This window comes from Streptomyces sp. NPDC056160, assembly GCF_042268205.1.
Lineage (GTDB): Bacteria > Actinomycetota > Actinomycetes > Streptomycetales > Streptomycetaceae > Streptomyces.
In genome coordinates, this window is the sequence record NZ_JBHJUW010000015.1 from 66,818 (window position 1) to 89,001 (window position 22,184).

Here is a 22,184-nt window from a genome sequence, read left to right on the forward strand (position 1 = left end):
CACCGCCGCGTCTCGCGCAGTCTCGCTTCACCCGATTCCCAGGAGGCCATTCAGGTCGGAGCCGCCGCCACTGCATCCACCGTCTTGCGGCGCGACGTCATGACGACAACTCAGTCCTCGGTCGCAGCCGGAGGGAGCCCGAGCAGCCGGCCCGGGGCATCCCGAACTCCGACCGACAGGTCACCCAGCCGAAGGAACGTCCCTCATGCAACCCGCACTCCGCAACGCCGTCATGACAACGACAGCCACCGCGGTCCCGCTCGGCGGGATCGCCGTGACGGCCACCCCGGCCTCCACGGTCGGATCCAGCAGGTGTAACCGAAACGACAAGAACCACAGCGTGATCGGCCCCAACCTGGAATGGCTGGCCATCTGCACCGGCCCGGGTGTGGCCTACAAGAAGGAGGGACAACTCGACCCGGCCGGCAAGTTCTACGTGCCCTGCTCCGCCAAGAACAAGCACAGCAACCGCTGGCACTACGGCGAATCTCTGTCCAGCGGCTCGTACGGCATGAAGGGCTGGGTCCCCGGTAGTTGACCTGGCAGTGCGGCCCGGTGCGCTACCCTGCGCGCACCGGGCCTCACTGTCGTCAGCTCACGCCGACTGAAGCCTCGCGGCTGCCGCGTCGATCCGCGCCAACGTCCACTCCCGGCCCAGTACCTGCACCGGCTCGAACAGCGGCGGCCCCACCATTCGGCCCGTCACCGCGCCCCGGACCGGCGCCTGTGCGCCGGTCCTGCGTGGTCCGATCTTCCCCACGGCCCAGTCGTCCCGCACCTCCTCCGGTGCGGGGCTCTAGCACGTGCGGGGCCGTCAGCACAGAGCGGCGCCTCGAAATATCGGGCGATCAAGTGGAGCAGAGGCGTCACAGGCATGTCCTACACGATGGGGTACGACAGCCCGGCGACGATCGATCCGGACCCGAGTGACGATGGGCCACCAAGCATGTAGTGATACGCATTGGGCGGCTATAGATCTGATTGACTAGTTGATACACGAGTCGATAAGCTTTTCAGGTGAGCCTTGATAGGTGAACCGGGGAGACGCCACTCGCGGCATTTGGCATGCGCCAGAAACCGACTCGACAGCATCGCCATTCGCGCTTGTCCAGGATCACTAGACCGAGACCCGCGTCGAGAGAGACGAGGCCAACCCCAGCCCCACTGTGCTGCGGCTCATCGCTGAAGAGCTCCACAACCGGCGCCGCACCCGGGCCGTAATCACCAAGATCACCTAAACCGAAACCGAGGCATCCCATGACCAGCCCCCCGGCTGAGGACTCCCCCCACCTCACCGTCGCCGAACTGGCCAAGCGCTGGAAGACCACCCCGAACGGCATCCGAATCCGCCGCCATCGAGGGCGCGCCCCGAAGGGCTTCAAGAGCGGAGTCCAAGTGCTCTTCCCGCTCTCCGAGGTCGAGGCGTGGGAGGCCAAGCGGATGGCTGAAGACAAGCCCTCCCAGCGCGGCACGACGGTCGAGCACCGGCCGGCCGAGCCGCTCCGCGCCCGCCGCATGAAGGCCTAGCACCCCCTGAAAATGCCGAAGGGCCGCTCCGACTTGCCGGACTCTACCGTTGTGAGCGCGCGACGGACGAGCGGCCTACTCCTGTGACGCCGCCTCCGCTTTGCAGGCACCTGAAAACCCAGCAATGCGTCCGGCAGGTCGTACGGCGAAGGCAGGCGCTGCCGCGCGTCCCGATCCTCCTCCCCTGTCCGAGGCAGCCTCTGCTCAATCAGCCGCTTCAGGCGAGCGTTGGCGGCAGCGGCTTCAACGTCCTCTCCGATGTACCTCGCGAGTCCCCGCATGGTTGCCCGCGCCTGGTGTCGGCGGCGGCTGAAGTCTGGTTCTGGATCACTTTCAGTGCCAGAGCTACGGAGGGTCACCACACCCGCGATCATGAACGGCCTCGTGCGGTGAGGAAGACTCGCTTCCGGAGCAGGTCGAAGTTGGCGCGGTCGAACATCTGCCGCCTCAGCATCTTGATCTTTCTGCGGAATCAGGCTTGTCAAGCTTGGCGGGTATGAGCCAGCGGGGTACGCGTCAGCGACGTCGGGCAATGGTGAGCCCGTCGCGCACCGGTAGCACTGGAGTCCCGGTTTCCAGGCAATCTTGGGCATCCGGCGGAGAGCGACGTTGCTGCCGGCCGAGCGCAGGATGCCTTCGAACGGGTCGGTGCCGGCGATGAGCCTGCGCACATGGCGTTCTTTGATCTTGCTGAGCTGAGCACCACGCTGGGCACGGCCCACCAGATCGCCGCAAAGCACCTCGAAGGTACCGGCCGGACCGCGCGGGTGTGCCACTCGGAAGGCCTCGTGCGAGCGGCGCTGGCCGCCCGGCCCGACCACCGCCGCTCCCAGTCGTTCGATCACCTCGGCCTGGCGCGCACCCACCTCATGGCCGGCGAGGTTGAGGGAGCTGCCGAGGAGACCGCGCGCTGTCTCCAACTGCTGGGAACTGTTCGGTCCCGGCGGGTGGGTGACCGGCTCGGCGAGTTGCATCAGGAGGCCGACCGTTCGCGGACACGCGGCCAGGGCGGGAACTGAGGGAGCAGATCCACAATGTGCTCGTCACTGCGTCCTGAGCGTCTCGACCAGCACGGAAAGCCGGATCACGGGGAATCCACAGATCCCGTTGTGGCCGGAGGCCCGGCCGCAGTACGCCCGGTTGGCCTCGCTGTCCGTGACCAGGATGCCCGTGCTATCCCAGGCCACCGTCCGCATCCCCTTCCACCATGATTCCGCCGCGTCCTCGGCCGCCACCGCCCCCTTCACCTGGTCGAACAGCACGGACAGCGGCGCCGAGCCGAGCCGCCGTCGAGCCTGGTGTAAGGCCGCGGCGGATGGGTCAACGTCGGGCATGCCCGGGGCCGCGACCAGGGCTACCCACACGCCCCGAGATCCGCACTCGCCGAACAGCGCCATGGCCAGAACCAAGTACACGACCACTCGCGAAGGCAACTGGCGCACCCGAGACTGCACCCTCCCGGTCTTCGCCAGCACCGCGCCACCAACGGCGGCGCAATGATCTGCGTCGGCTCGCCCAAGTGCCGTGCGGCGAACGCCACTTCACTGCACGTGCGTAGACGTGCGGGCGTGCCAGACTGAAGCAACGGGGCTCCTCGTAGTAACGGTGTCTTGGTCGACTTCCGTCCTACGCGGAGCTCTGACCCTCTACATCAACTTCACCGAACCGCTTGACAGCGGCCCCGAACCGCAAACTTCCCGCTATTGGGGCAAGACCGATGCCCGCGACGCCTACGTCATCGCCGACCAGGCCAGGATGCGCCGGGACCTGAGGGCCGTCCGCCCCGGTGACGAAGCCGCCGTCGAACTCAAGCTGCTGACCGGCCGCCGGACCGACCTGGTCGAGGACCGTACCCGCGTCGTCAACCGGCTGCTTGGCACTCTGCTGAGCATGTTCCCCGCCCTGGAGAGGGCTCTGGACGTGACCAACACCGGCCCTCTCAAGCTGCTGACGGGCTACCAGGCCCCGGCCGCGATCCGCCGGACGGGGGTCACCCGGCCGACGAAGTGGCTGGCCAACCGCAACGCCAGAGCCCTGGCCGAGGCCGCCGTCGAGGCCGCCGAGCGCCAGCACACCGCCCTCCCCCGGGAGAAGACCCTTGCGAAACTGGTCCACACCCTGGCCGGGGAGGTGATGGCCCTCCTCAACGAGCAGGTCTCCGAGCTGGATAAGCTCATGGAGGGCCGGTTTCGCGAACACCAACTCGCCGACATCGTCTTGAGTGTCCCCGGCATCGGCGCCGTGTTCGGCGCCGAGTTCCTCGCCGCCGTCGGCGGCAGCCTGGACGAGTTCGACTCCCCGGACGCTCTGGCAGCGTTCGCCGGCGTCGCACCCGCACCGCGTGACTTGGGCAAGGTCAGCGGCAACCTGCACCGGACGAGTTCTACGACCGCAAACGCGCCGAGGGGAAGAAACACGTCCCAGCCGTGCTTGCCTTCGCCCGCCGACGCGTCAACGTCCTGTGGGCCCCGATCCGTGATCGCCGGTGCTACCAAGCCACACCACCCGTCACCAATGCGGCCTGACAACAGCGTTAGGAAGCTTTCACTACCTCGTCCCGTACCGCGAGCGCCCATTCGGCGACGAGCCTCTGGTAGACCTCCCGATCCTCTTCCCTCAGCCGACCGCCGGCGCGCAGCATCAGCTGGCGAATGTCCTCGTTCACCACGGCGGCAGGCCGTGCGGGGCCAGGGTGAGCGGGCGTCGGGGGCATGATCTAAGCGTACGGGGCGGCACTGACATTGATGCTGATACTCAGGTTCCGGTGGTCGTGGCTCGGGCACTGACTGACGCCCTGCTGGGCTGTCTTCCGACTGTTCTGTCCGGCCGCCGGGACCTGTTTTCATGGCTCCGGCCGGGCGGAACATGACCTGATAGGAGCCTGGTCAGAAGCCCCCTCAATGTCCTGTCTGCGCCACCCGGCCGGTGCCCACCTCCGGTTGGGAAGGCACCATCAGCATGACGTCAGAGGTTGTGGACGACACCGCGGACCAGGACGTGTTCGGCGGGGTCGACTCCCATGCCGACACCATTCACGTCGCGGTGATCAGTGACAACGGCGGCCACCTCGCGGACGCGGAGTTCAGGACCACCGCCGCCGGATACGCCGCGGCCCTGGCCTTCCTGAACGCCCACGGCCAGGTGATCGCGATCGGCGTGGAAGGCACTTCCCCCTACGGCGCCGGCTTCACCCGCGCCGCCCGCTCGGCGGGCCTTGACGTCGTGGAGGTCAACCGGCCCGACCGGGCCGAACGCCGCCGCATCGGCAAGTCCGACCCCATCGACGCCTACGCGGCCGCCCGAGCTGCGCTGTCCGGACGGGCCTCCAGCGCCCCCAAGGACGACACCGTCACCGGCATACGCGCCCTGCACAACACCGCCCGCTCCGCCGTAAAAGCCCGCACCGCCGCCCTGAACCAGTTCACCCACCTTCTCTTCACCGCGCCCGAGACCATCCGCGCCAAATACGGGCAGCTCAAGGGGGCGGACCGCACCGACACCCTGGCCCGACTGCGACCGAGCGGGGACGCCTTCCACACCGCGGTCCTCACCGCACTGAAGAGTCTCGCCCGGCGCGTCAAGGAGCTGACCGCCGAGCACGAAGAACTGACCAAGACCCTGGACAGCGAGGTCACCGCCCACAACCCCGGTCTGCGGGCCGCCTACGGAGTCGGCCCCGACACCGCGGCCCAGCTCCTGGTCACGGCTGGAGGCAACCCCGACCGCATGCGAACCGAGGCTTCCTTCGCCGCCCTGTGCGGAGCCGCACCGGTCCCCGCCTCCAGCGGCAGAACCAACCGGCACCGCCTCTCACGCGGCGGCGACCGGGCAGCCAACGCCGCCCTCTACCGCATCGCCCTGGTCCGCATGTCCAGCGACTCCCGAACCCGCGAATACGTTGCTCGGCAGACGGCTGCGGGCCGGACGAAGAAGGAGATCATCCGGCTCCTGAAGCGGGCCATCGCCCGGGAGATGTTCCGCTGCCTGACCACCACAGTCGCCGTCCCCGGCATCGCCGATCTGCGGCCTCTGCGCCAGTCCAAGAACATCACGCTCACCGCGGCCGCCCGTCACTTCGGGCTCTGGCCGGCCACCATCTCCACCCTCGAACGCGGGATCCGTCGAGACGACGACCTCGCTCACGCCTACCGCGACTGGCTCCATGCGGCCTGACCGTTCGACGCGAACATTTCACTCGTAGACAGTGGCGGCCTGAAGCGCTCTAGCCAAGAAGGTCCAGTCCCCACCTTCCGGGAGTTCCTTCCCGACGTTCTGGTACCAGCCCGGCGAGTCATGCATCCATGCCGCAAGGGCCTCAAGGAAGCGGTCGAGGCTCTGGTTCTCCCATTCGTGTCCCCGACGGAGGTAGTCCCGGCGCAGTTCTCGAACGAAGGAGACCAGTTCGTCGCGGCTGCGGACTTCGTCGTCTGGAGTCAGTGACATGAAGTGAAAGTACCTTGCGCCTCGTGCCTCAGACCGCTTGACGATCAATAGGAGCATCATCAGGCCCCGAGTACGTCCATGAGGTGGTCGTCGAGATCGGCCACCCACTCCTCGCGTCGCCATGGCCGCAGTTCCTTGCGGGCCCGCCGCAGCCGGAGCGCCGGCACCCGGCCACCGGTGGTAGAGGCGGCGGCCCACGCACTCGTGAAGCAGCTCGGCGGCCGACTGGGGCTCACCTAGGCAGACCCGGGCGAGGGCATGGTCGGTTGTGATGATCGCCCGCTGAACGGCCTCGCGGGGCGCGGTCAGGTCCGCAGCGGATCGCGCGAACCGATCGTGCGCCTCGGCCGCATCACCGACATACAGCTCGCACACGCCCTCGAAGCCGCGGAGGTGGCCGGCCGAGAAGCTGGTGGGTGCGGGGTCGTCGGTGTGGGTGCCTTCCATGTCGTACCAGGCCAGCCCGAGTGCTGTTTCAGCCTGGCGTCCTTGTCCCGCCCGGGCGGCGATCTCGGCTTGCAGGGGGCGCGGGCCCGCATCAGCGTCGATTCCCCGGTGCGCACGGTGCGCACGGCGGCGTCTACGAGGCGCCGCGCGGCGTCGATGCTGTCCGTGGAGTACATCGTGACGAGGGCGTGGCTCATGTGGACGGCGGCAGCGCGCCATCGGGCGCCGAGCTTGGCTGCTTCCTGGGTTGCCTCGCTGTAGAGGGCCGTCGAGGCGGGGGCGTCTCGGGTCTCGAAGGCCAACCGGCCGGAGAGGGTGGCAGCGGAGACGATCAGCTGGCGGAGTCCGGGGACGAGCGGCTCTGGGACGGGCCCGGCGAGAAGACGCCGCGTGGCTTCGAGGGAGGGAGGAGGAGTTGAAGGCGAACCATCGGCAGGGAGCCGACTTGGGCGTTGACGCCTTGGACGGCGGAGGCGAGTCCGGCCACCGTATGGTCGTCGTCGCGGGCCGGGTCGGCGAGTGCCGCGGCGAGCGTGGCTTGGACGCCCGGAGCGAGAAGGGCGAGCATGCCGCCAGTGGAATCGGTGGCCGCGCGTAGGACGTGGGTGCGGAGTTCGTCTGTGCGGTGCTCGCTCGTGCCGGGGAGTCCGAGCGTGTGGAGGCACTCATCGAAGTCACTGCCGTCGCCGATGGGTTTTCCCTGCGGGGCTGCGGGCGTAGGGGTGGGCGAGGAGGAGCTGATACCGGTCGTCGGGCATCGTTGGCAGTCTGATTCCCAGCGGGCGACGGTGCGTTGCACGCTGGCCGGCTGCGGGCCCGGCTCACGGAGGAGCGGCGCACGGGCTCGGCGTGCGCCTGGTGCAGCCGGGACCCAGGCCCGGCCGCCACTGACCTGCAAGCGCTCGACATGACCCCGCGGGACTGCTCTGACTGCTACTGGGTCCGGTACAACTGGCTTATCACCTGGTAAGACTGGCAGGCCCACGTCGCCGGGTGCACGTACTGCAGGGCGGGCAGCATGTGCTGGGTCTCCCACGGCCGCCGGAGCGCGTACGAGGAAACCACCGTCAGCCCGAGCCGGTGTGCGGGGCCCGCTCGGACCCGATTCTGCCGATGGAGCGGGCCGTGCCGCACCTGTGGGAAGGCGAGGCGGCACCGTACCCCGGCTACGTCCACTGCCGCTGGCTGATGCCGGAAGGGGCGGGCGGTGAGTAAGCGAAAGGAACTCGCGACACGGTGCGCAGAGGCCGCACAGTCGGGCGCTCGCGCGGCCGGCTACTGCGGGCTGGAACATCCCAGCGGCCGGGCATCCTGTAGGAGGCCACCTCACGAAGACAGTCGGCGCGTCGACTTCTACAACGGCCGCAAGGCCGTCACCGACGCCTCGTGCATCGAATGGATCGAGTGAACTTCCGCTTCCGACCACGACGCCGACCGCGCGCCGGGGACGGGATCGAGTCCAGCGGGCTCCCTGACGGCGAATCGGGGGAGTATGCGCTGGAGAGGGGCGGCCGCCTCGTCGCCCCCGTGAGGGCGGCCGCTCACTGCACGAGGTCGGCGAGCGGGACACCGATTGCGTCAGCGATCCGGATCAAGGTGTCGAGTTTGGCCCTGCTCGATCCGGCTGTAGCTGGCGACGTCGATGCCCGACCCTCCGCAGACGTCGGGCTGGGTGAGGTCGGGTATTTGCGCAACAAAGGATTCCGAGGTGGCCCGCCTCGTCCAGCCCCCAGGCATCGGGGCCCGGGTCGCGGTACCCCCGGCCTGCCCGCCGGGGGGGGGGACCGTCACGCCCATTTCAGCCGCAGAGCAGCAGGTTCGCCGCGTCACCGAGCGGCGCCAGAGAGGCGTGGCGTGGCGGGATGCGCTTGCCATCGGACCACGCCTGGAGCCACAGCCCATCCCCGGCGATCCGCTTCAACATGCCGTTCCACTCGGACACCAGGTCCCGAGTGCAGGAGCCGGAGTGGATCAGCCAGATACAGGAGCCGTCCTGTTCGCTGGGGAACACGTGCAAGCCGGCGGGCATCTCACAAGCAGAAAACGATCTCCCATCGCGGCACCGCCACACTGAGTCCCTCCACTGGCTCCTCCATGCGGCCCTGATACGTCCATCGCTGGCGTCACAGACTGAAGGTCACATGCTGAAGACCGATCCGATTCAGCTGCCAGACGAGCGCTTCCCTGATGTGCAGAGGATGAAAGTAGAGGTCGACTACACCTCTCTCCCGTCGACAGCATGGATGAGATGGCCGGACGGGAAGCGTCGCGCAAGGTGGAACGCAGCTGATCGCTGGTATGGCATGGAGCCCCCTGTTGCGCGCTCCCGCATGCCCGTGAGTGCGCGCCGGAGCGGATCACCTGTTTTCGCCCCCAGGCGGATCACGATCATGCACCCGTAATCACTTTCGGCCAACGGGCAGCTGCGCCGAGGATGCCCCCTCCCTGGCGCGCCCCAGGCCGCGCGTCGGCCACAGCCGTTGGGAAGCGCGCCAGCCGGACGGGAGAAAGTCCCCCCTGCGTCGCCATATGACGCAGGAGGGACTACTACTTTCGCAGCTCACAGCCCTATCTGGGAGGGTGATCCGAGGGAGTTCTCAGGGGGGCCCACTGCCACAGGGGGGTTCTCAGGGGGTTTAGGCGCGAAAGATCGCGGAACATCGAGAAACACCCGGAAACGCTTAAACGCCAGGTTGCAGCAGCCTTTGCCGTACTCGACGCAGGTCAGGCCCGCTCCGCGGTCGAGTACCCGACCTACCCGGCGCCCGCGGTCTGACCCGGGCGCCCTGCCCGCCACACGATCGGGCACCCCCACGCGTAGGGGGTGCCCGATCGCCCCGGTGCCGCGGCGGGCACCCGGCCGGTGCGGGGCGCGGACGGTGTGTGAGACTGCCGCCATGATCCGTGCCGCGACCCTTGCCGACGTGCCCGTCATCCACACCCTGATCCGCGAACTGGCCGAGTACGAGAAGGCGCTCGACGAGGTGCGTGCCTCGCAAGAGCAGCTCGCCGAGGCCCTGTTCGGGGAACGTGCGGCGGCCTACGCGCACGTCGCCGAGGACGCCGACGGCGAGGTCGTGGGCTTCGCCCTGTGGTTCCTCAACTTCTCCACCTGGCGCGGCGTGCACGGCATCTACCTGGAGGACCTGTACGTACGGCCGCAGGCCCGCGGCGGCGGCCACGGCAAGGCCCTGCTGACCGAACTGGCCCGTATCTGCGTCGAGCGCGGCTACGAGCGCCTGGAGTGGTCGGTCCTGAACTGGAACCGCCCCACGATCGACTTCTACGAGGCCCTGGGCGCCCGCCCCCAGGACGAGTGGTCGGTGTACCGGCTGACGGACGAGGCGCTGACCGCGCTGGGCGGGCCGGCGTAACGGCGGACCTCCCGCGCTCCGGCGGACGCCCGGGGCGGGCCCTCAGCGTTCCCCGGCCGTCCCGGGCGGCGGGAGAGGGCCCCCGATGCGAAAATGTGCGCGTGGGGTCCTGCCCGTGGATGGGGATGACAGCATGGGCGTCAGCGGTGCCGCCTACAGCGCCTTTCCGGGCGATCCGCTCGCCATGACGTCCGCGGCCGTGGCGATCGTCGACTCCGAGGGTCTGATCGTCCGCTGGAGCCCCGGCGCCCAGGAACTGCTCGGCCGTCCGGCCCCGGAGGTGCTGCGGCGGCCCGTGGGGAGCCTGTTGGCCGGCGGGGACCCTGCCGCGGTGGTGCCCCGGCTGCGCCGGATCGGCCGGGACTGGGAGGGCGTGGTGGCCCTGCGCCACCGGGACGGCCACACCGTCCGGCTGGCCGTCCGTGTCTGCCCCCTGGCCGCCGGGACCGGGCCTCCCGAATGGCTGGTCGCCGCGTGCGACGCGGCGGAGCGGCGCCGGCGGGAGATGGACGCGGCGCTGGCCCGCGGGCTGCTGGAGCGGTCGCCGCTCGGCGTCGCGGTACTGGACACGGCGATGCGCTACCGCTGGGGCAACGCCGCGATGGCCGCCATGGAGGAAGACCCCGCCGAGCCGGCGCGCGGCCCGGCACGAGCGGGTGCCGGCGGCGCCGAGGACCCCCGCCGGGGCGCCGCCGGCACGCAGGGCGCGGACCCGGGTGCGGCAGGCATGGGTCTCCCGGGCACCGCGGGCAGGGGCCGTACGCGCGGCGGCCGGGCGAGGGCGTCGCCCGTGGTGTCGCGGCAGGCCAGGCAGACCCTGCTCTCCGGCCACTGCCACGTCACCCTCGACGCCGTGCCGCCCCGGCCGGGCCCCCGGGGCGCGCTGTGTCCGGGCGGCTCCAGGCTGCGCGCGTTCTTCCCGCTGAAGGACGCCTCGGGCCGGACGCTGGGCATCTGCTACACCGCCGTCGACCTCACCGGCCGGGACCCCGCGCGCCAGCGGCTGGCGCTGCTCAACGCCGCGAGCGAGCACATCGGGACCTCGCTCGATCTCGACCGGACCGTACGGGAACTGGCGGAGGTCCTCGTCCCGCAGATCGCCGACTTCGTCGCCGTGGACCTCCTGGACGTGGTCCGGGCGCGGGGGATGCCGGCCGCGTGGCCGGAGCGCCGTGCGGCGACCCTGCGCCGGGCCGCCCATCTGTCCATCCATGAGGACGAGCCCGACCGGGTCGTCGGGGAGGGCGAGCCCACCCGGTACCCGGTCCGCTCGCCCCAGCGGCGCTGCCTGGCCACCGGCGAACCGCTGCGGGTGAGCGCCGTCGGCCTCACCACCCCCTGGGTCGCCGACGACCCCATCCGCTGGCACAAGCTGATCCGGCTCGGTGTGCACACGCACCTGGTCGTCCCGCTGCGGGCGCGCGGCGTCACCATGGGCGTGGTCACGCTGATGCGGTGGAAGAACCCCGACTGCTTCGACGAGGACGACCTGCTCCTGGTGACGGAGCTGGTGGCGCGGGCGGCGGTGTGCGTGGACAACGCACGGCGCTACGCCCGTGAGCACCAGGCGGCGCTCACCCTCCAGACCAGCCTGCTGCCGCCGGCCCTGCCCGCGCACAGCGCCGTCGAGGTCGCGCACCGGTATCTGCCGGCCGACGCGGAGTCGGGCGTGGGCGGTGACTGGTACGACGTCATCCCGCTCTCCGGTGCCAGGGTCGCGCTCGTGGTGGGCGACGTGGTCGGCCACGGGCTGCACGCCGCGGCCGGCATGGGCCGGCTGCGGGCGGCCGTACAGACCCTGGCCGATCTGGACCTGGCCCCCGACGAGTTGCTGGCGCGCCTGGACGACCTGGTCGTGCGGCTCTCGGAGGAGGCGGAAGCGGCCGCCGCGGGGCCCACGGAGGTCGGCGCGACCTGTGTGTACGCCGTCTACGATCCCATCGCCCGCAAGATCGTCGTGGCGCGCGCGGGGCATCCCAGTCCGGCGATCGCCCATCTGGACGAGCCGGTCGAGTTCCCCGACATCCCGGCGGGGCCGCCGCTCGGGCTGGGCGGGCTGCCGTTCGAGTGCGCCGAGGTGCCGGTGGAGGAGGGAAGTGTCATCGCGCTCTACACGGACGGGCTGATCGAGGCGTCGGACCGGGACGTCGACGTCGGCATGGAGCGGCTGTGCTTCACGCTGGCCCATCCGGACCGGCCGCTGGAGGAGATCTGCGACGTCATGGTCCGCACACTGCTGCCGGACCGCCCGCGCGACGACGTGGCGTTCCTGATCGCCCGGACCCATGTGCTCAGTTCCGACCGGGTGGCCTACTGGGAGGTGCCCGCCGACCCGGCGCAGGTGCACGTGGCGCGCGGCGCCGTGGCCGGGCAGTTGTCCCGTTGGGGGCTGGGCGAGGCGGCGTTCAGCACGGAGCTGATCGTCAGCGAGCTGCTGACGAACGCCATCCGGCACGCCTGCGGTCCGATCGGCCTGCGCCTGATCCACGAGCGGACCCTGATCTGCGAGGTGTCGGACGGCGCCAGTACGTCGCCGCACCTGAAGCGGGCGCACAGCACGGACGAGGGCGGGCGCGGCCTCTTCCTGGTCGCCCAGGTCGCCCTGCGCTGGGGCACGCGGTACACGGGCTGCGGCAAGACGATCTGGGCGGAGCAGCAGTTGCCCCGCGGGGACGCGTGAGCGCGTCCCCGCCGACAGGCGCGCCCCCGCCGGGAGCCGGCGTCGGTCAGCGTTCCTCGCGGAAGGGGACGTGCCGGGCGGCGACCGGGTCGTACTTGCGCAGGACGAGCCGGTCGGGGTCGTTGAGACGGTTCTTCCGGGTCACGTAGGTGACGCCGGTCCCGGCCGTGGACTTCAGCCGGACGACGGGGCGCACGGTGGTGCGTGCCATGTGATCCTCCTTTCGGCCGCATCCTGGATTGATCCAGACATCGCGACCGGGTGCGTCAACAGCGGGGGCGGCGGCCGCATTCCCCGTTCGGCGCGGGCCGGCAGGACCCCGACGAAACCGGCATACCGGTCGCCCGGCGGGTGAGCGCAGTGCTAGAACTGGGAGCATGATCGGACGTTCCCGCCGGTCCCGGTCGAAGGCGGCAGCGCCGCGCGGAGGCCGGCGGTCCGCTGATCCGTCCCGTCGCCCGGGCCCGCCGCCCTCCCCCGGGCGCCGCCGGTCCTCGCCCTGGGGCCCCGGCACGCTGGCCGCGCAGGTGTTCCTGCTCCAGGTCATCGTCGTCCTGGTGCTGGTCGCGGCGGCGGCCGCCGCGCTGGTCCTGCAAGGCCGCTACGACGGCGAGAACGACGCCCGCAAGCGTTCCCTGGCCGCGGCCGAGGCCTTCGCCCACGCCCCCGGCACCGCCCTCGCCCTGAAGGCCCCGGACCCGACGAAGCTGCTCCAGACACCGGTGCTCCAGGCGCAGGCGGGTGCCGGCATCGACTTCATCTCCGTGCTCGACGTCCACGGGGTGCGGCTCGCCGACACGCAGCCGCGGCTCGTCGGGACGAAGGCGATGGACGTCAGCCGGGCGATCTCCGGCGAGACCTTCACCGACACCTTCCACGGCAAGCCGGCCGACGCGGTGCGCGCCGTGGTGCCGGTCATGGACGCGAGCCGCCGGGTGGTCGGCGTGGTCAGCGCCGGGATCCAGGTCGAGAACCTGGGGCACCTGCTGGACCAGCAGGTGCCCATGGTGCTGGGCTCGGCCGCGCTCGCCCTCGCCCTCGCGACCGCGGGCACGGCCCTCGTCAGCAGGCGGCTGCGGCGGCAGACCCACGGTCTCGGCCCCGCCGAGATGACCCGGATGTACGAACACCACGACGCGGTGCTGCACGCGGTGCGCGAGGGCGTGCTGATCGTCGGCGCCGACGGCCGGCTGCTGCTCGCCAACGACGAGGCGCGCCGCCTGCTGGCCCTGCCTGCGGACGCCGACCAGCGGCACGTCACGGAACTGGGCCTGGCGCCGGAACTGACCCGGGTCCTCGTGGCGGGCGAGGTCGTCTCCGACGAGGTGTGCCCGGCCGGTGAGCGGCTCCTGGCGGTCAACACCCGGCGCACCGCCCCGTACGCGGACGCGCCGGGCCTGGTCGCCAGCTTCCGCGACACCACGGAGCTGCGGGCCCTGTCGGGGCGCGCGGAGGTGGCGCGGGGCCGCCTGACCCTGCTGTACGAGGCCGGGGTGCGCATCGGCACGACGCTGGACGTCCGGCGCACCGCGGAGGAACTGGCCGACGTGGCGGTGGACCGGCTGGCGGACGTGGTCACCGTGGAACTCCTGGAGGCCGTGCTGCACGGCGAGGAGCCCACGGGGGCGGTGCACCGGATGCGCCGCACCGCGCTGCGCGGCTCCCGGCACCCGTTGCAGCCGGTGGGCGATCTGATCCGGTTCGTGGTGGCCGACACGCCGATGGTCGCGGCGCTGCGCCGGGGCAAGGCCGTACTGGTGCCGGACCTGCGGGCCGCCGAGGACTGGCGGGCCCAGGATCCGCAGGGCGCGCGACGGGTGCTGGCCTCCGGCATCCATTCGCTGATCGCGGTGCCGCTCAGGGCGCGCGGCGTGGTGCTCGGGATGGTCAACTTCTGGCGGGGCGCCGGGTCGCCGCGGTTCGAGGAGGAGGACGTCGCGGTCGCCGAGGAGCTGGGGGCGCGGGCGGCGGTCGCCATCGACAACGCCCGCAGGTACTCCCGCGAGCACGCGATGGCCGTGACGCTGCAACGCAGTCTGCTGCCCAGGGACCTGCCGGAGCAGGACGCGCTGGAGGTCGCCTGGCGCTACCGCCCGGCGCAGTCGGGCGTGGGCGGCGACTGGTTCGACGTCATACCGCTGCCGGGGTTCCGGACGGCGCTCGTCGTCGGCGACGTGGTGGGGCACGGGCTGCACGCGGCGGTGACCATGGGGCGGCTGCGGACCGCGGTGCTGAACTTCTCCTCGCTGGACCTGCCCCCGGACGAACTGCTCGGCCACCTCGACGAGATGGTGGCCCGCCTCGACACCCCGGCCGAGGGCGCGGACGGCGAGGGCTCCCTGGTCACCGGGGCCACCTGCCTCTACGTCATCTACGACCCGGTGGGCGGGCACTGCACCTTCTCCCGCGCCGGGCACGTCACGCCCGCCCTGGTGGACCCGGTGGGCCGGGTGACCTTCCCCGACCTGCCGCTGTCGCCGCCGCTGGGAGTGGGCGGACATCCGTTCGAGACCGGGGAACTGGTGCTGTCCGAGGGCAGCCGCATCGTCCTGTTCACCGACGGCCTGGTCGAGGACCGGCGGCGGGACATCGACGAGGGGCTGACGATGCTCGCCTCGGCGGTCGGGCACCCGGACCAGACGCCGGAGGACACCTGCCGGGCGCTGATGGAGACGATGCTGCCGGAGCACCCGAGCGACGACGTGGCCCTGCTGGTGGCCCGCACCCGGCTGCTCGATCCGTCCCGGGTCGCGGTCTGGGACGTCCCGTTCGACGTCAGCGCGGTCTCGCGGGTGCGGACGGAGGTGAGCCGGCGGCTGCTCGACTGGGAGCTGGAGGAGTCGGTGTTCGCCACGGAACTGATCCTCAGCGAGCTGCTCACCAACGCGATCCGCTACGGTGCTCCCCCCGTGCGGGTGCGGATCCTGCTGGGCTCCACCCTGGTCTGCGAGGTGTCGGACGGCAGCAACACCTCCCCCCGGCTGCGCCGGGCGGCCACGACCGACGAGGGGGGCCGGGGCCTGTTCCTCGTCTCGCAGTTCGCGGACCGGTGGGGCACGCGCTACGTGGCGAACGGCAAGGTCATCTGGGCGGAGCAGAGCCCGGGCGGCGCCCGGCAGCCGGACCCGTCCGCGCTGCTCGACCAGCTGGCCTGGTGAGGCGCGGGCTCGCACTGGAGAGGCGGGGGCGGGCGCGCACTGGTGAGGGGCGGGCTCCCACCTGGTGGGGCGGATTGCACAGGAGCGCGGGCCCCGGCCGGCTGACGTGCGGTGACCGCTCCCCGCGCCCTATTAGACACTGAGTCAAATTACTGAACCGTAACCTGTCTGCTGCTACCGGCGGTAACAGCGGGTGGGTACGGTCTCGTTCCGCACTTCCCCGCCCGCGTGCCCGGCCTCACCCCAGGAGGTTCCCCATGCCCGCGTCCAGAAGGCTGCTCGTCGCGGCCGTCGCCGCCGCCTCGTGCCTCGGCATCCAGGCGCTCCCGGCCGCCGCGGCCACCGGCTCCGGCCCGGTCGTCTCCCGCGGCGTCACCATCCCCGAGTTCTACAACCCGCCCGCCCAGCTGCCCGCCGCCGACGGCGCCCTGATCCGCAGCGAGCACCTCCCGCTCGCCCTCAGCCTGCCGAGCCTCGACGGGCCGCTGCCGGGCCGGGCGACCCGCCTGATGTACAAGTCGACCGACTCGAACGGCGCGCCCGTCGCCGTCACCGGCGCCTACATCGAACCCACCGCGCCCTGGAAGGGCACCGGTGCGCGCCCCCTGGTCGTCGTCGCGCCCGGCACCATGGGCCAGGGCGACCAGTGCGCGGCCTCGCTGGGCCTGGAACACCCGCTGTCCCTCAACGGCCGGACGGTGTCCGTCGGCTACGAGGACCTGTCCGTCTACCGGCTGCTGGCCCAGGGCACCGCCGTCGTCGTCACCGACTACGTCGGCCTGGGCGCCACGGACCGGCTGCACACCTACGTCAACCGCGTCGACGGCGCCCACGCCGTCCTCGACGCCGCCCGCGCCGCACGCGCCGTCGCGGGGGCGTCCGTCACCGCGGCCTCACGCGTCGGGCTCTTCGGCTACAGCCAGGGCGGCGGCGCGACCGCCGCCGCCGCCGAACTCCAGCCCTCCTACGCCCCCGACGTCCCGCTCGCCGGGACCTACGCCGGCGCACCGCCCGCCGACCTGACCGAGGTCACCGAGGGCATCGACGGCAGCGAACTGGCCGGCGCCCTGGGCTGGTCGCTCAACGGCTTCCTGCAGACCGACCCGGAGCTGCGCCCCATCGCCGAGGCCCACCTCAACGCCGCCGGGAAGGCCGCCCTGGCCGACCTGTCGACCATGTGCGTGGGCGACGCGATCCTGCACTACGGCTACGCCAAGAGCACCAAGTGGACGACCGACGGGAAGTCCCTCGGTGCCATCATCGGCGCCGACCCCACACTCCGGGACTTCCTCGGCACCCAGCGCATCGGCAGGCTGGAGCCGGCCGGGCCGGTGCGCGTGGCCACCGGCGTCAGCGACGACCTCGTGCCGCACGGCCAGGCCCGGCAGCTCGCCGTCGACTGGTGCCGCAAGGGCGCCGACGTCACCTACGCGCCGGTCGTCCTGCCGAACGTCGTCAGCCCCCTGCTCAACCACTTCGGACCGCTGCTCGCCGACCAGGGCACCGCCGTGTCCTGGCTCACCGACCGCCTGGCCGGCAGGCCGGCCCCGTCCAACTGCCTCACGATGCCCGTACAGCCCTGACCCGCCCGCCGCCCCGGCAGAGCACGTCATCGGGCCGCCCCGTCGCCGGCGGGGCGGCCCGGTACGTCCGTGACTCGGCCGTCAGACGGAGCTACGACTCCTGCGGCGCAGGGTGAGGTACGTCCCCGTGGCCCCGACGGCCAGCAGCGCGCCCGCGCCGATGCCCACCGCGAGGGCCGGCGAGGAGGCGTCGGTGGACGCGGCGGCGCTCTCGAAGGCCGGGCCGGGCGTGATGGACGTGGTCACCGGCGCCACGGAGCGGATCGGTCCGACCGACCTGACCGAGCCGTCGCGGTTCAGCAGCACCTGCTTGCCGTTGGGGTGACGGAAGTCGAACATGCCCGCCAGCGAGCCCGCGGTCGCGTCGAAGGAGTGGTCACCGATGCGCCCGGTGCGCCAGTTGTCCTCGATGAACCGGATGATCGACGCCTGGTCGGTCTGGGTGTGGTCGACCTTGTTGACCTTGCTGTACGGGGAGATGACCAGCAGCGGCTGACGGGTGCCGGGGCCGCACCGGTCCTGGTAGCCGCCGGCCGCCTTGGGCCCGGCCTGGCAGGCGGGGCTGTCGGTGGCCTTGCCGTTGGAGCCGACCGAGGTGTCCGTCGAGCCGTTGCGCACCTTGGCGTAGGCGTGGTCGTACCAGCCGTCGGAGTCGTCGTAGGCGATGACGATCGCGGTGGACTTCCACTGCGGCGAACTCTGGATCGCGTTGATCTGGTCGACCAGGAAGTGCTGTTCGTCGATCGGGTCGGAGTACCCGGCGTGCCCGTCCTGGTAGGAGGGGGCCTTGACGAAGCTGACGGCCGGGAGCCGGCCCGCCTTCAGCGCCGCGGACAGGTCGGTCAGGTCGTAGTTGTGGTTGGCCCGGCCGTCGTGCCCGATCTCGGCGACGTTCCTCGGCGGCAGGTGGTGCGGGTTGGCCGTCGACCTGTAGTACGCGAACGGGTTGTGGTGCGGGCTGTAGTCGACGACCTGGGCGCCGCCGACGTTGGCGTGCGCGGTGTCGCACTTGGCGTACTCTCCCTGCGCGCCGCTCCACGCGGTGGACGGCCGGAAGCCGCCCTGGAACCAGCCCCAGCTGACGTGTTTGCGGTTGAGGAGGTCGCCGATGTTGCGGCCCTTCATCACCGCGAGCGCGTTGCGGCTGGTGTGGTTCTTGCCGGCGCAGTCGTCGAAGGCGGGGTCGGGGTCGTTGATCATCGTGCCGACACCGTTCGCGTCGGGCGACTTGACGGTGTACGGGTCCGGCGTGGACGTCTGCTTCGGGTTCTGTGTGCCGGAGGCCGGGTCGACGGAGATGATGCCGTGCGTCTGGCCGGACGCCAGGTTGATGGCGCCCGGCGTGGACGGGCCGTAGTTCGAGCCGAAGGAGCGGTCGCTCAGGGCGTAGTGCTGGGCGTAGTTCCACATCGCGGTGACGGTGTTGCCGTCGTAGTAGTCCATGACGAGGCCCGGCTCGCCGAACAGACCGCCGCTGCACTTGCCGACCTCGGTGTTCTGCACGAACTGGTCGGCCCTGCCGCCGTTGTAGGCGTACTGCTCCGGCCCGTAGGAGTGGTTCTGGTCGCAGGTGACGGCCTGCTCGGGGGTGAGCCGCTTGGGCGCGTACTGGTTGGGGTTGTGCTCCAGCAGCCCGGCGTGCGCCAGGGTGTCGATGTCCCTCGGGGTCCGCTTCGACGCGGTGAACTTCGTGCCGTCTGTGTTGGCGGCCTTCGGGTAGGTGGCGAAGTAGTGGTCGAAGGAGATGTTCTCGTCGAAGAGGACGACGACGTGCTCGACGGGCGTCGCGGTCGCGCCGCGCCCGTGGCCCGCGGCGGGCACGGCGGCCCAGCCGGGGGCGGCTCCGCCAAGGACGGTGAGCACCGCGGCGCCGGCCAGCGCCCCGAGGCTGCGCATCGTTGCTCGTCTTCCCCTGCTGGCCATGTGGGTCCACCTTCCGGGCGGGATCGTGGCTGCGGCGTACGGGCTGGGATGCTCCGCCGTGCCGGCGGCGCGGCGGAGGAGCCATGATGACGCGGGGATGAACACCGGGTCAGGCAACCAGAGACAATTCTTGACCCTGTATTGACCAAACAGGGGAGCAAATCGCGCCTAACCGATCACAGCGCGCCCCAGGAGAGCACGTCCGTACCAGTCCTCCTCGTTCCTCACGCCGGGCAGGGCGAAGAAGTAGCCGCCGCCGAACGGCTTGATGTAGTCGGTCAGCGGCTCCCCTTCGAGCCGCTTCTGCACGGTTTCGAACTGTCGGGCGAGATCTTGCTGGTAACAGCAGAAGAGCAGGCCCATGTCCAGGTTGCCGTTGCCGTCCATGCCGCGGTCGTAGTTGTAGGCGCGGCGCAGGATGCGCTGGTCGGCGGTGGCGGCGGTGCGCGGGTTGGCGCGGCGGATGTGGGCGTCCAGCGGGATGACGTCGCCCTTGGGGTCGTCCGCGTAGTGGGGGGTGTCGTCCTCGAAGTCGCCGTCCAGGGGCGCGCCGGACTCCCGGGCCCGGCCGAACATGCGTTCCTGTTCGGTGAGGGAGACCCGGTCCCAGAACTCCACCAGCATGCGGATCAGCCGGACCACCTGGTAGCTGCCGCCGACCGCCCAGTCCGGTTCACCGCCGCCCTCGCCCACCCACACCAGCCGGTTCATCTCCCGGGCGTCACCGGCGTCCGGGTTGGCCGTGCCGTCCTTGAAGCCCATCAGGTTGCGCGGGGTGCCGGAGGGACGGGGCGGGGAGGCGAAGCCGTCCAGCCGCCAGCGGACCTGGAGGCCGCCGCGCGTGTGCCGGGCGATGTCGCGCAGCGCGTGCAGGACGGTGTCCGGGTCGTCGGCGTGCAGGTGCAGGCTGAGGTCGCCGTGGCACCAGTCGGGCCTGAGGTCGTCGTCGGGGAAGGACGGCATGGCCCCCAGCCGCCGGGGGCGCAGTCCGCCCAGCCCGAAACGGTCGTCGAAGAGCGCGGCACCGACGCCGACGGTCACGGCCAGCGCCCCGGAGGGCAGCCGTCCGCCCAGCAGGCCGGAGTCGGCGGGCGGGCCGGTGATGCCGACCGGCTCGGGTGTACCGCCCGAGGTCAGGAACCGGGCGCGCTCGGTCAGGGTGCGCAGGAGGTCGGTCAGTTCCGCCCGGTCGGCGGCGGTGACGTCGAAGGCGACGAAGGCGGCGCAGCGGCGCGGGGCGGCGAGTACCGACCGCTGGTGCGGGCCGTGGAACGGCGCGACGACCGGTACGACGGGCCCGTCCGGCCCCGCGGCGAGGCCCGGGCCGGCGGCAGCTCCCCCCGACGCGAGTCCGGCACCGGCCAGCGCCGCCCCCCGCAGGAACCGGCGCCGCCCCACACCGGACGGCGGCCCCGCCGGCTCCTCGCGCGCCGGGCCTTCGGCGCCCCGGCCCCCCGGCGCCCGCCCCGCCGACTCGCACCGGGCCGGCCGCCCCACACCACCGGCCGCCTGCCCGCCCGCCACCGCGGCGGGCCCCGCCGCTCCTGCGCCCCGCCGCGGCGACGTGTCCCGCCCGGACCGCCCGTCCCACACCGTCCGACCCGCCCGGTCCGCCCGTTCCGTCCCCTCGGTCCGCGTCGCCCCCTCGGGCCGACCCGTCCCTCCCGTCCCCCCGAACGGGCCCGCGGCAGCGTCCGAGGTCGTCATGACGTCCTCCGCGGGTCGCACAGCGTGGCCACGGAGGCCAGTCGTTCCACCAGGTCGCCCAGCACGGCGTCGGTCCTTTCGCGTCGGGTACGGCTCAGCCGGTCCAGCGGCGTCCAGCGGTCCCCGTGCCGGAATCCGTCGAGGAGGCTCCTGGCCCGCTCCATCCCCCGGTCCAGGCCCGCCAGTGCGGCGTAGCGGCCGGCGAGCAGCGGGTGCAGCCGCGACAGGACGGCACGGGTGCCGTCGAGGTTGGCCCGGGCGGTGGCGAGGGCGGAGCCGCTGCCGTAGTCGGTGCGGCCGGTCAGTTCGAACTGCACGGTGTTCTCCAGGATCTCGTGCGCCCGCAGGCCGAGCTGGGCCGGGTCCATGCGGGCCTGGGACCACGTGTCGCGCAACGCGGTGACCGCCCGCACCAGGGCCGCGGCCGGGGCCCGCAGGGTCCGGGCACCCTCGCCGTGCCACAGGCCGTACTCGATGCGGTGGAAGCCGGTGAAGGACGGGTCGTGGACGCCGCCGGGCAGGCCCGCGTCGGTGCCGTTGATCCGCCCGTCGGCGTCGCCGAAGGCGTCGTAGGCCGCGCCCAGCCGCTCGTACTGGAGGTGTGCGGGCAGCCACGCCGTACGGGCCCGGCCGAGATCGCCCCGGTCGATCGCTTCCCGCAGCCGCCCGGTCAGCCGCACCACCTCGTCCAGTCCGCCCGCCACCCACTTCTGGTAGTCGATCGCCGGGGGGATCAGGTCGTGCTGGGTGATCGCGGCGGCGGCCGGGCCGGCGGTGCCGCGATCGACGCGGACCGTCGGCCCGCTCACCGCGTCGGCGTCCTCGGGCACGCACCGGAACGTGTACGCCCCCTTGCCCACGCGGACGGTCAGCGTCCGGGTGGTGCCGGGACCGATGCCCTCGACCTCCCCGTACACGGCGTGGCTGCGCGGGTCCTCCAGGTAGACCTCGGTGGCCCGGTCGGAGACGTTGCGGAGTTCGAAGACCTGGACGCCGGGTTCGGGCTCGTCCCAGCCGCGCCCGCACCGGGCGGACGACACCTCGACGGTGGTGTGCGGCAGCCCGTCGGCCGAGGCGCCCGTGCCGCGGGGGGTACGGGCGGACGTCAGCGCCCCGGCGGCCCCGAGCACCAGGACCAGCAGCAGCGCCACCGCCGGCGCCGCCGCCCCGATCGCGGCCCGCGGCCCGATCCGCCGTACGCCCGAGCCGGGCACCCGCATTCCGGTCCTCCCCAGGTCCGCCCCGTGTGGTCGCGTCGTGCCGGACGACGGCCACCACCCTGGCAGACGGCCGGGAAAACCGGTACCCACGGGTTTCCCGAGGTGCGCCGGTGTGTCGCCCC

The 22,184-nt window shown here is 71.8% G+C and carries 16 protein-coding genes and 2 pseudogenes; 9 read left to right on the plus strand and 9 right to left on the minus strand.

From position 1 onward, the window contains the following. Nucleotides 1–205: 205 nt before the first annotated feature. Nucleotides 206–538, plus strand: coding sequence for a hypothetical protein (locus ACFC02_RS08280; RefSeq protein WP_376353923.1), 333 nt, complete (start codon nt 206–208; stop codon nt 536–538). Between the two features lie 57 nt (nt 539–595). Here ACFC02_RS08280 and ACFC02_RS08285 read toward each other — a convergent pair. Continuing rightward, nucleotides 596–730, minus strand: a pseudogene (locus tag ACFC02_RS08285) (glutamate--tRNA ligase); the annotation flags it as partial. A gap of 527 nt (nt 731–1,257) precedes the next feature. Here ACFC02_RS08285 and ACFC02_RS08290 point away from each other — a divergent pair. Both ACFC02_RS08290 and ACFC02_RS08295 read left to right on the plus strand, forming a co-directional pair. Then, nucleotides 1,258–1,527: a DNA-binding protein gene (locus ACFC02_RS08290; protein WP_376353925.1), complete on the plus strand. Its 270-nt coding sequence runs from the start codon at nt 1,258–1,260 to the stop codon at nt 1,525–1,527. Between the two features lie 671 nt (nt 1,528–2,198). Next, nucleotides 2,199–2,546: a hypothetical protein gene (locus ACFC02_RS08295; RefSeq protein ID WP_376353928.1), complete on the plus strand. Its 348-nt coding sequence runs from the start codon at nt 2,199–2,201 to the stop codon at nt 2,544–2,546. A 24-nt stretch (nt 2,547–2,570) separates the two neighbouring features. Here the strand turns inward: ACFC02_RS08295 and ACFC02_RS08300 are convergent, their stop codons facing one another. Further along, nucleotides 2,571–3,002 (minus strand): transposase domain-containing protein, encoded by a 432-nt coding sequence (locus ACFC02_RS08300; RefSeq protein WP_376353931.1) that lies wholly within the window; start codon nt 3,000–3,002, stop codon nt 2,571–2,573. Between the two features lie 232 nt (nt 3,003–3,234). Between ACFC02_RS08300 and ACFC02_RS08305 the strand changes: the two are divergent. Both ACFC02_RS08305 and ACFC02_RS08310 read left to right on the plus strand, forming a co-directional pair. After that, nucleotides 3,235–4,052, plus strand: a pseudogene (locus ACFC02_RS08305) (transposase); the annotation flags it as partial. 433 nt (nt 4,053–4,485) lie between these two features. Further along, entirely contained in the window at nt 4,486–5,700 is a 1,215-nt protein-coding gene (locus ACFC02_RS08310; RefSeq protein ID WP_376353933.1) for an IS110 family transposase, read from the plus strand. Nucleotides 5,701–5,718: 18 nt separating this feature from the next. Here the strand turns inward: ACFC02_RS08310 and ACFC02_RS08315 are convergent, their stop codons facing one another. The 3 genes from ACFC02_RS08315 to ACFC02_RS08325 all read right to left on the minus strand — a co-directional run bounded on the left by ACFC02_RS08315 (nt 5,719) and on the right by ACFC02_RS08325 (nt 8,446). After that, a complete protein-coding gene (locus tag ACFC02_RS08315) occupies nt 5,719–5,970 on the minus strand; it encodes a hypothetical protein (protein ID WP_376353935.1) in 252 nt (83 codons plus the stop codon). 778 nt (nt 5,971–6,748) lie between these two features. Continuing rightward, on the minus strand, nt 6,749–6,985 hold the full coding sequence (locus ACFC02_RS08320) for a hypothetical protein (RefSeq protein WP_376353937.1): 237 nt from the start codon (nt 6,983–6,985) through the stop codon (nt 6,749–6,751). 1,230 nt (nt 6,986–8,215) lie between these two features. Continuing rightward, nucleotides 8,216–8,446 carry a hypothetical protein gene (locus ACFC02_RS08325; RefSeq protein ID WP_376353940.1) on the minus strand — a complete coding sequence of 77 codons (231 nt, stop codon included), beginning with the start codon at nt 8,444–8,446 and terminating at the stop codon, nt 8,216–8,218. An 868-nt stretch (nt 8,447–9,314) separates the two neighbouring features. Between ACFC02_RS08325 and ACFC02_RS08330 the strand changes: the two genes are divergently transcribed. Then, entirely contained in the window at nt 9,315–9,791 is a 477-nt protein-coding gene (locus ACFC02_RS08330) for a GNAT family N-acetyltransferase (protein WP_376353943.1), read from the plus strand. A gap of 133 nt (nt 9,792–9,924) precedes the next feature. Beyond that, nucleotides 9,925–12,471 (plus strand): SpoIIE family protein phosphatase, encoded by a 2,547-nt coding sequence (locus tag ACFC02_RS08335; protein WP_376353946.1) that lies wholly within the window; start codon nt 9,925–9,927, stop codon nt 12,469–12,471. A 46-nt stretch (nt 12,472–12,517) separates the two neighbouring features. Here ACFC02_RS08335 and rpmG read toward each other — a convergent pair whose 3' ends face one another. Then, nucleotides 12,518–12,682 (minus strand): 50S ribosomal protein L33, encoded by a 165-nt coding sequence (gene rpmG / locus ACFC02_RS08340; RefSeq protein ID WP_376353949.1) that lies wholly within the window; start codon nt 12,680–12,682, stop codon nt 12,518–12,520. Between the two features lie 166 nt (nt 12,683–12,848). Between rpmG and ACFC02_RS08345 the strand changes: the two genes are divergently transcribed. Both ACFC02_RS08345 and ACFC02_RS08350 read left to right on the plus strand, forming a co-directional pair. Continuing rightward, nucleotides 12,849–15,629, plus strand: a complete 2,781-nt coding sequence (locus ACFC02_RS08345; RefSeq protein ID WP_376353952.1) for a SpoIIE family protein phosphatase — start codon at nt 12,849–12,851, stop codon at nt 15,627–15,629. A gap of 257 nt (nt 15,630–15,886) precedes the next feature. Beyond that, the gene (locus ACFC02_RS08350) at nt 15,887–17,212 is read left to right on the plus strand and encodes a lipase family protein (protein ID WP_376353955.1); all 1,326 of its coding nucleotides are present in this window, start codon (nt 15,887–15,889) and stop codon (nt 17,210–17,212) included. Between the two features lie 81 nt (nt 17,213–17,293). Here ACFC02_RS08350 and ACFC02_RS08355 read toward each other — a convergent pair whose 3' ends face one another. The 3 genes from ACFC02_RS08355 to ACFC02_RS08365 all read right to left on the minus strand — a co-directional run bounded on the left by ACFC02_RS08355 (nt 17,294) and on the right by ACFC02_RS08365 (nt 22,062). Next, complete coding sequence (locus ACFC02_RS08355) at nt 17,294–19,135, minus strand: phospholipase C (protein ID WP_376353958.1); 1,842 nt, start codon at nt 19,133–19,135, stop codon at nt 17,294–17,296. Nucleotides 19,136–19,303: 168 nt separating this feature from the next. After that, nucleotides 19,304–20,533 carry an iron uptake transporter deferrochelatase/peroxidase subunit gene (gene efeB, locus ACFC02_RS08360; protein WP_376353960.1) on the minus strand — a complete coding sequence of 410 codons (1,230 nt, stop codon included), beginning with the start codon at nt 20,531–20,533 and terminating at the stop codon, nt 19,304–19,306. A 305-nt stretch (nt 20,534–20,838) separates the two neighbouring features. Then, on the minus strand, nt 20,839–22,062 hold the full coding sequence (locus ACFC02_RS08365) for an EfeM/EfeO family lipoprotein (RefSeq protein ID WP_376353962.1): 1,224 nt from the start codon (nt 22,060–22,062) through the stop codon (nt 20,839–20,841). Nucleotides 22,063–22,184: the final 122 nt, after the last annotated feature.

Bases quoted from the DNA above. Each gene is read 5' to 3' on its own strand.
- ACFC02_RS08350 (WP_376353955.1), top strand. From the start codon at position 15,887: ATGCCCGCGTCCAGAAGGCTGCTCGTCGCGGCCGTCGCCGCCGCCTCG.
- ACFC02_RS08310 (WP_376353933.1), top strand. From the start codon at position 4,486: ATGACGTCAGAGGTTGTGGACGACACCGCGGACCAGGACGTGTTCGGC.
- rpmG (WP_376353949.1), bottom strand. From the start codon at position 12,682: ATGGCACGCACCACCGTGCGCCCCGTCGTCCGGCTGAAGTCCACGGCC.
- ACFC02_RS08280 (WP_376353923.1), top strand. From the start codon at position 206: ATGCAACCCGCACTCCGCAACGCCGTCATGACAACGACAGCCACCGCG.
- ACFC02_RS08320 (WP_376353937.1), bottom strand. From the start codon at position 6,985: ATGCTCGCCCTTCTCGCTCCGGGCGTCCAAGCCACGCTCGCCGCGGCA.
- ACFC02_RS08315 (WP_376353935.1), bottom strand. From the start codon at position 5,970: ATGTCACTGACTCCAGACGACGAAGTCCGCAGCCGCGACGAACTGGTC.
- ACFC02_RS08295 (WP_376353928.1), top strand. From the start codon at position 2,199: ATGGCGTTCTTTGATCTTGCTGAGCTGAGCACCACGCTGGGCACGGCC.
- ACFC02_RS08325 (WP_376353940.1), bottom strand. From the start codon at position 8,446: ATGCCCGCCGGCTTGCACGTGTTCCCCAGCGAACAGGACGGCTCCTGT.
- ACFC02_RS08345 (WP_376353952.1), top strand. From the start codon at position 12,849: ATGATCGGACGTTCCCGCCGGTCCCGGTCGAAGGCGGCAGCGCCGCGC.
- ACFC02_RS08355 (WP_376353958.1), bottom strand. From the start codon at position 19,135: ATGGCCAGCAGGGGAAGACGAGCAACGATGCGCAGCCTCGGGGCGCTG.
- ACFC02_RS08335 (WP_376353946.1), top strand. From the start codon at position 9,925: ATGGGCGTCAGCGGTGCCGCCTACAGCGCCTTTCCGGGCGATCCGCTC.
- ACFC02_RS08365 (WP_376353962.1), bottom strand. From the start codon at position 22,062: ATGCGGGTGCCCGGCTCGGGCGTACGGCGGATCGGGCCGCGGGCCGCG.
- ACFC02_RS08290 (WP_376353925.1), top strand. From the start codon at position 1,258: ATGACCAGCCCCCCGGCTGAGGACTCCCCCCACCTCACCGTCGCCGAA.
- ACFC02_RS08330 (WP_376353943.1), top strand. From the start codon at position 9,315: ATGATCCGTGCCGCGACCCTTGCCGACGTGCCCGTCATCCACACCCTG.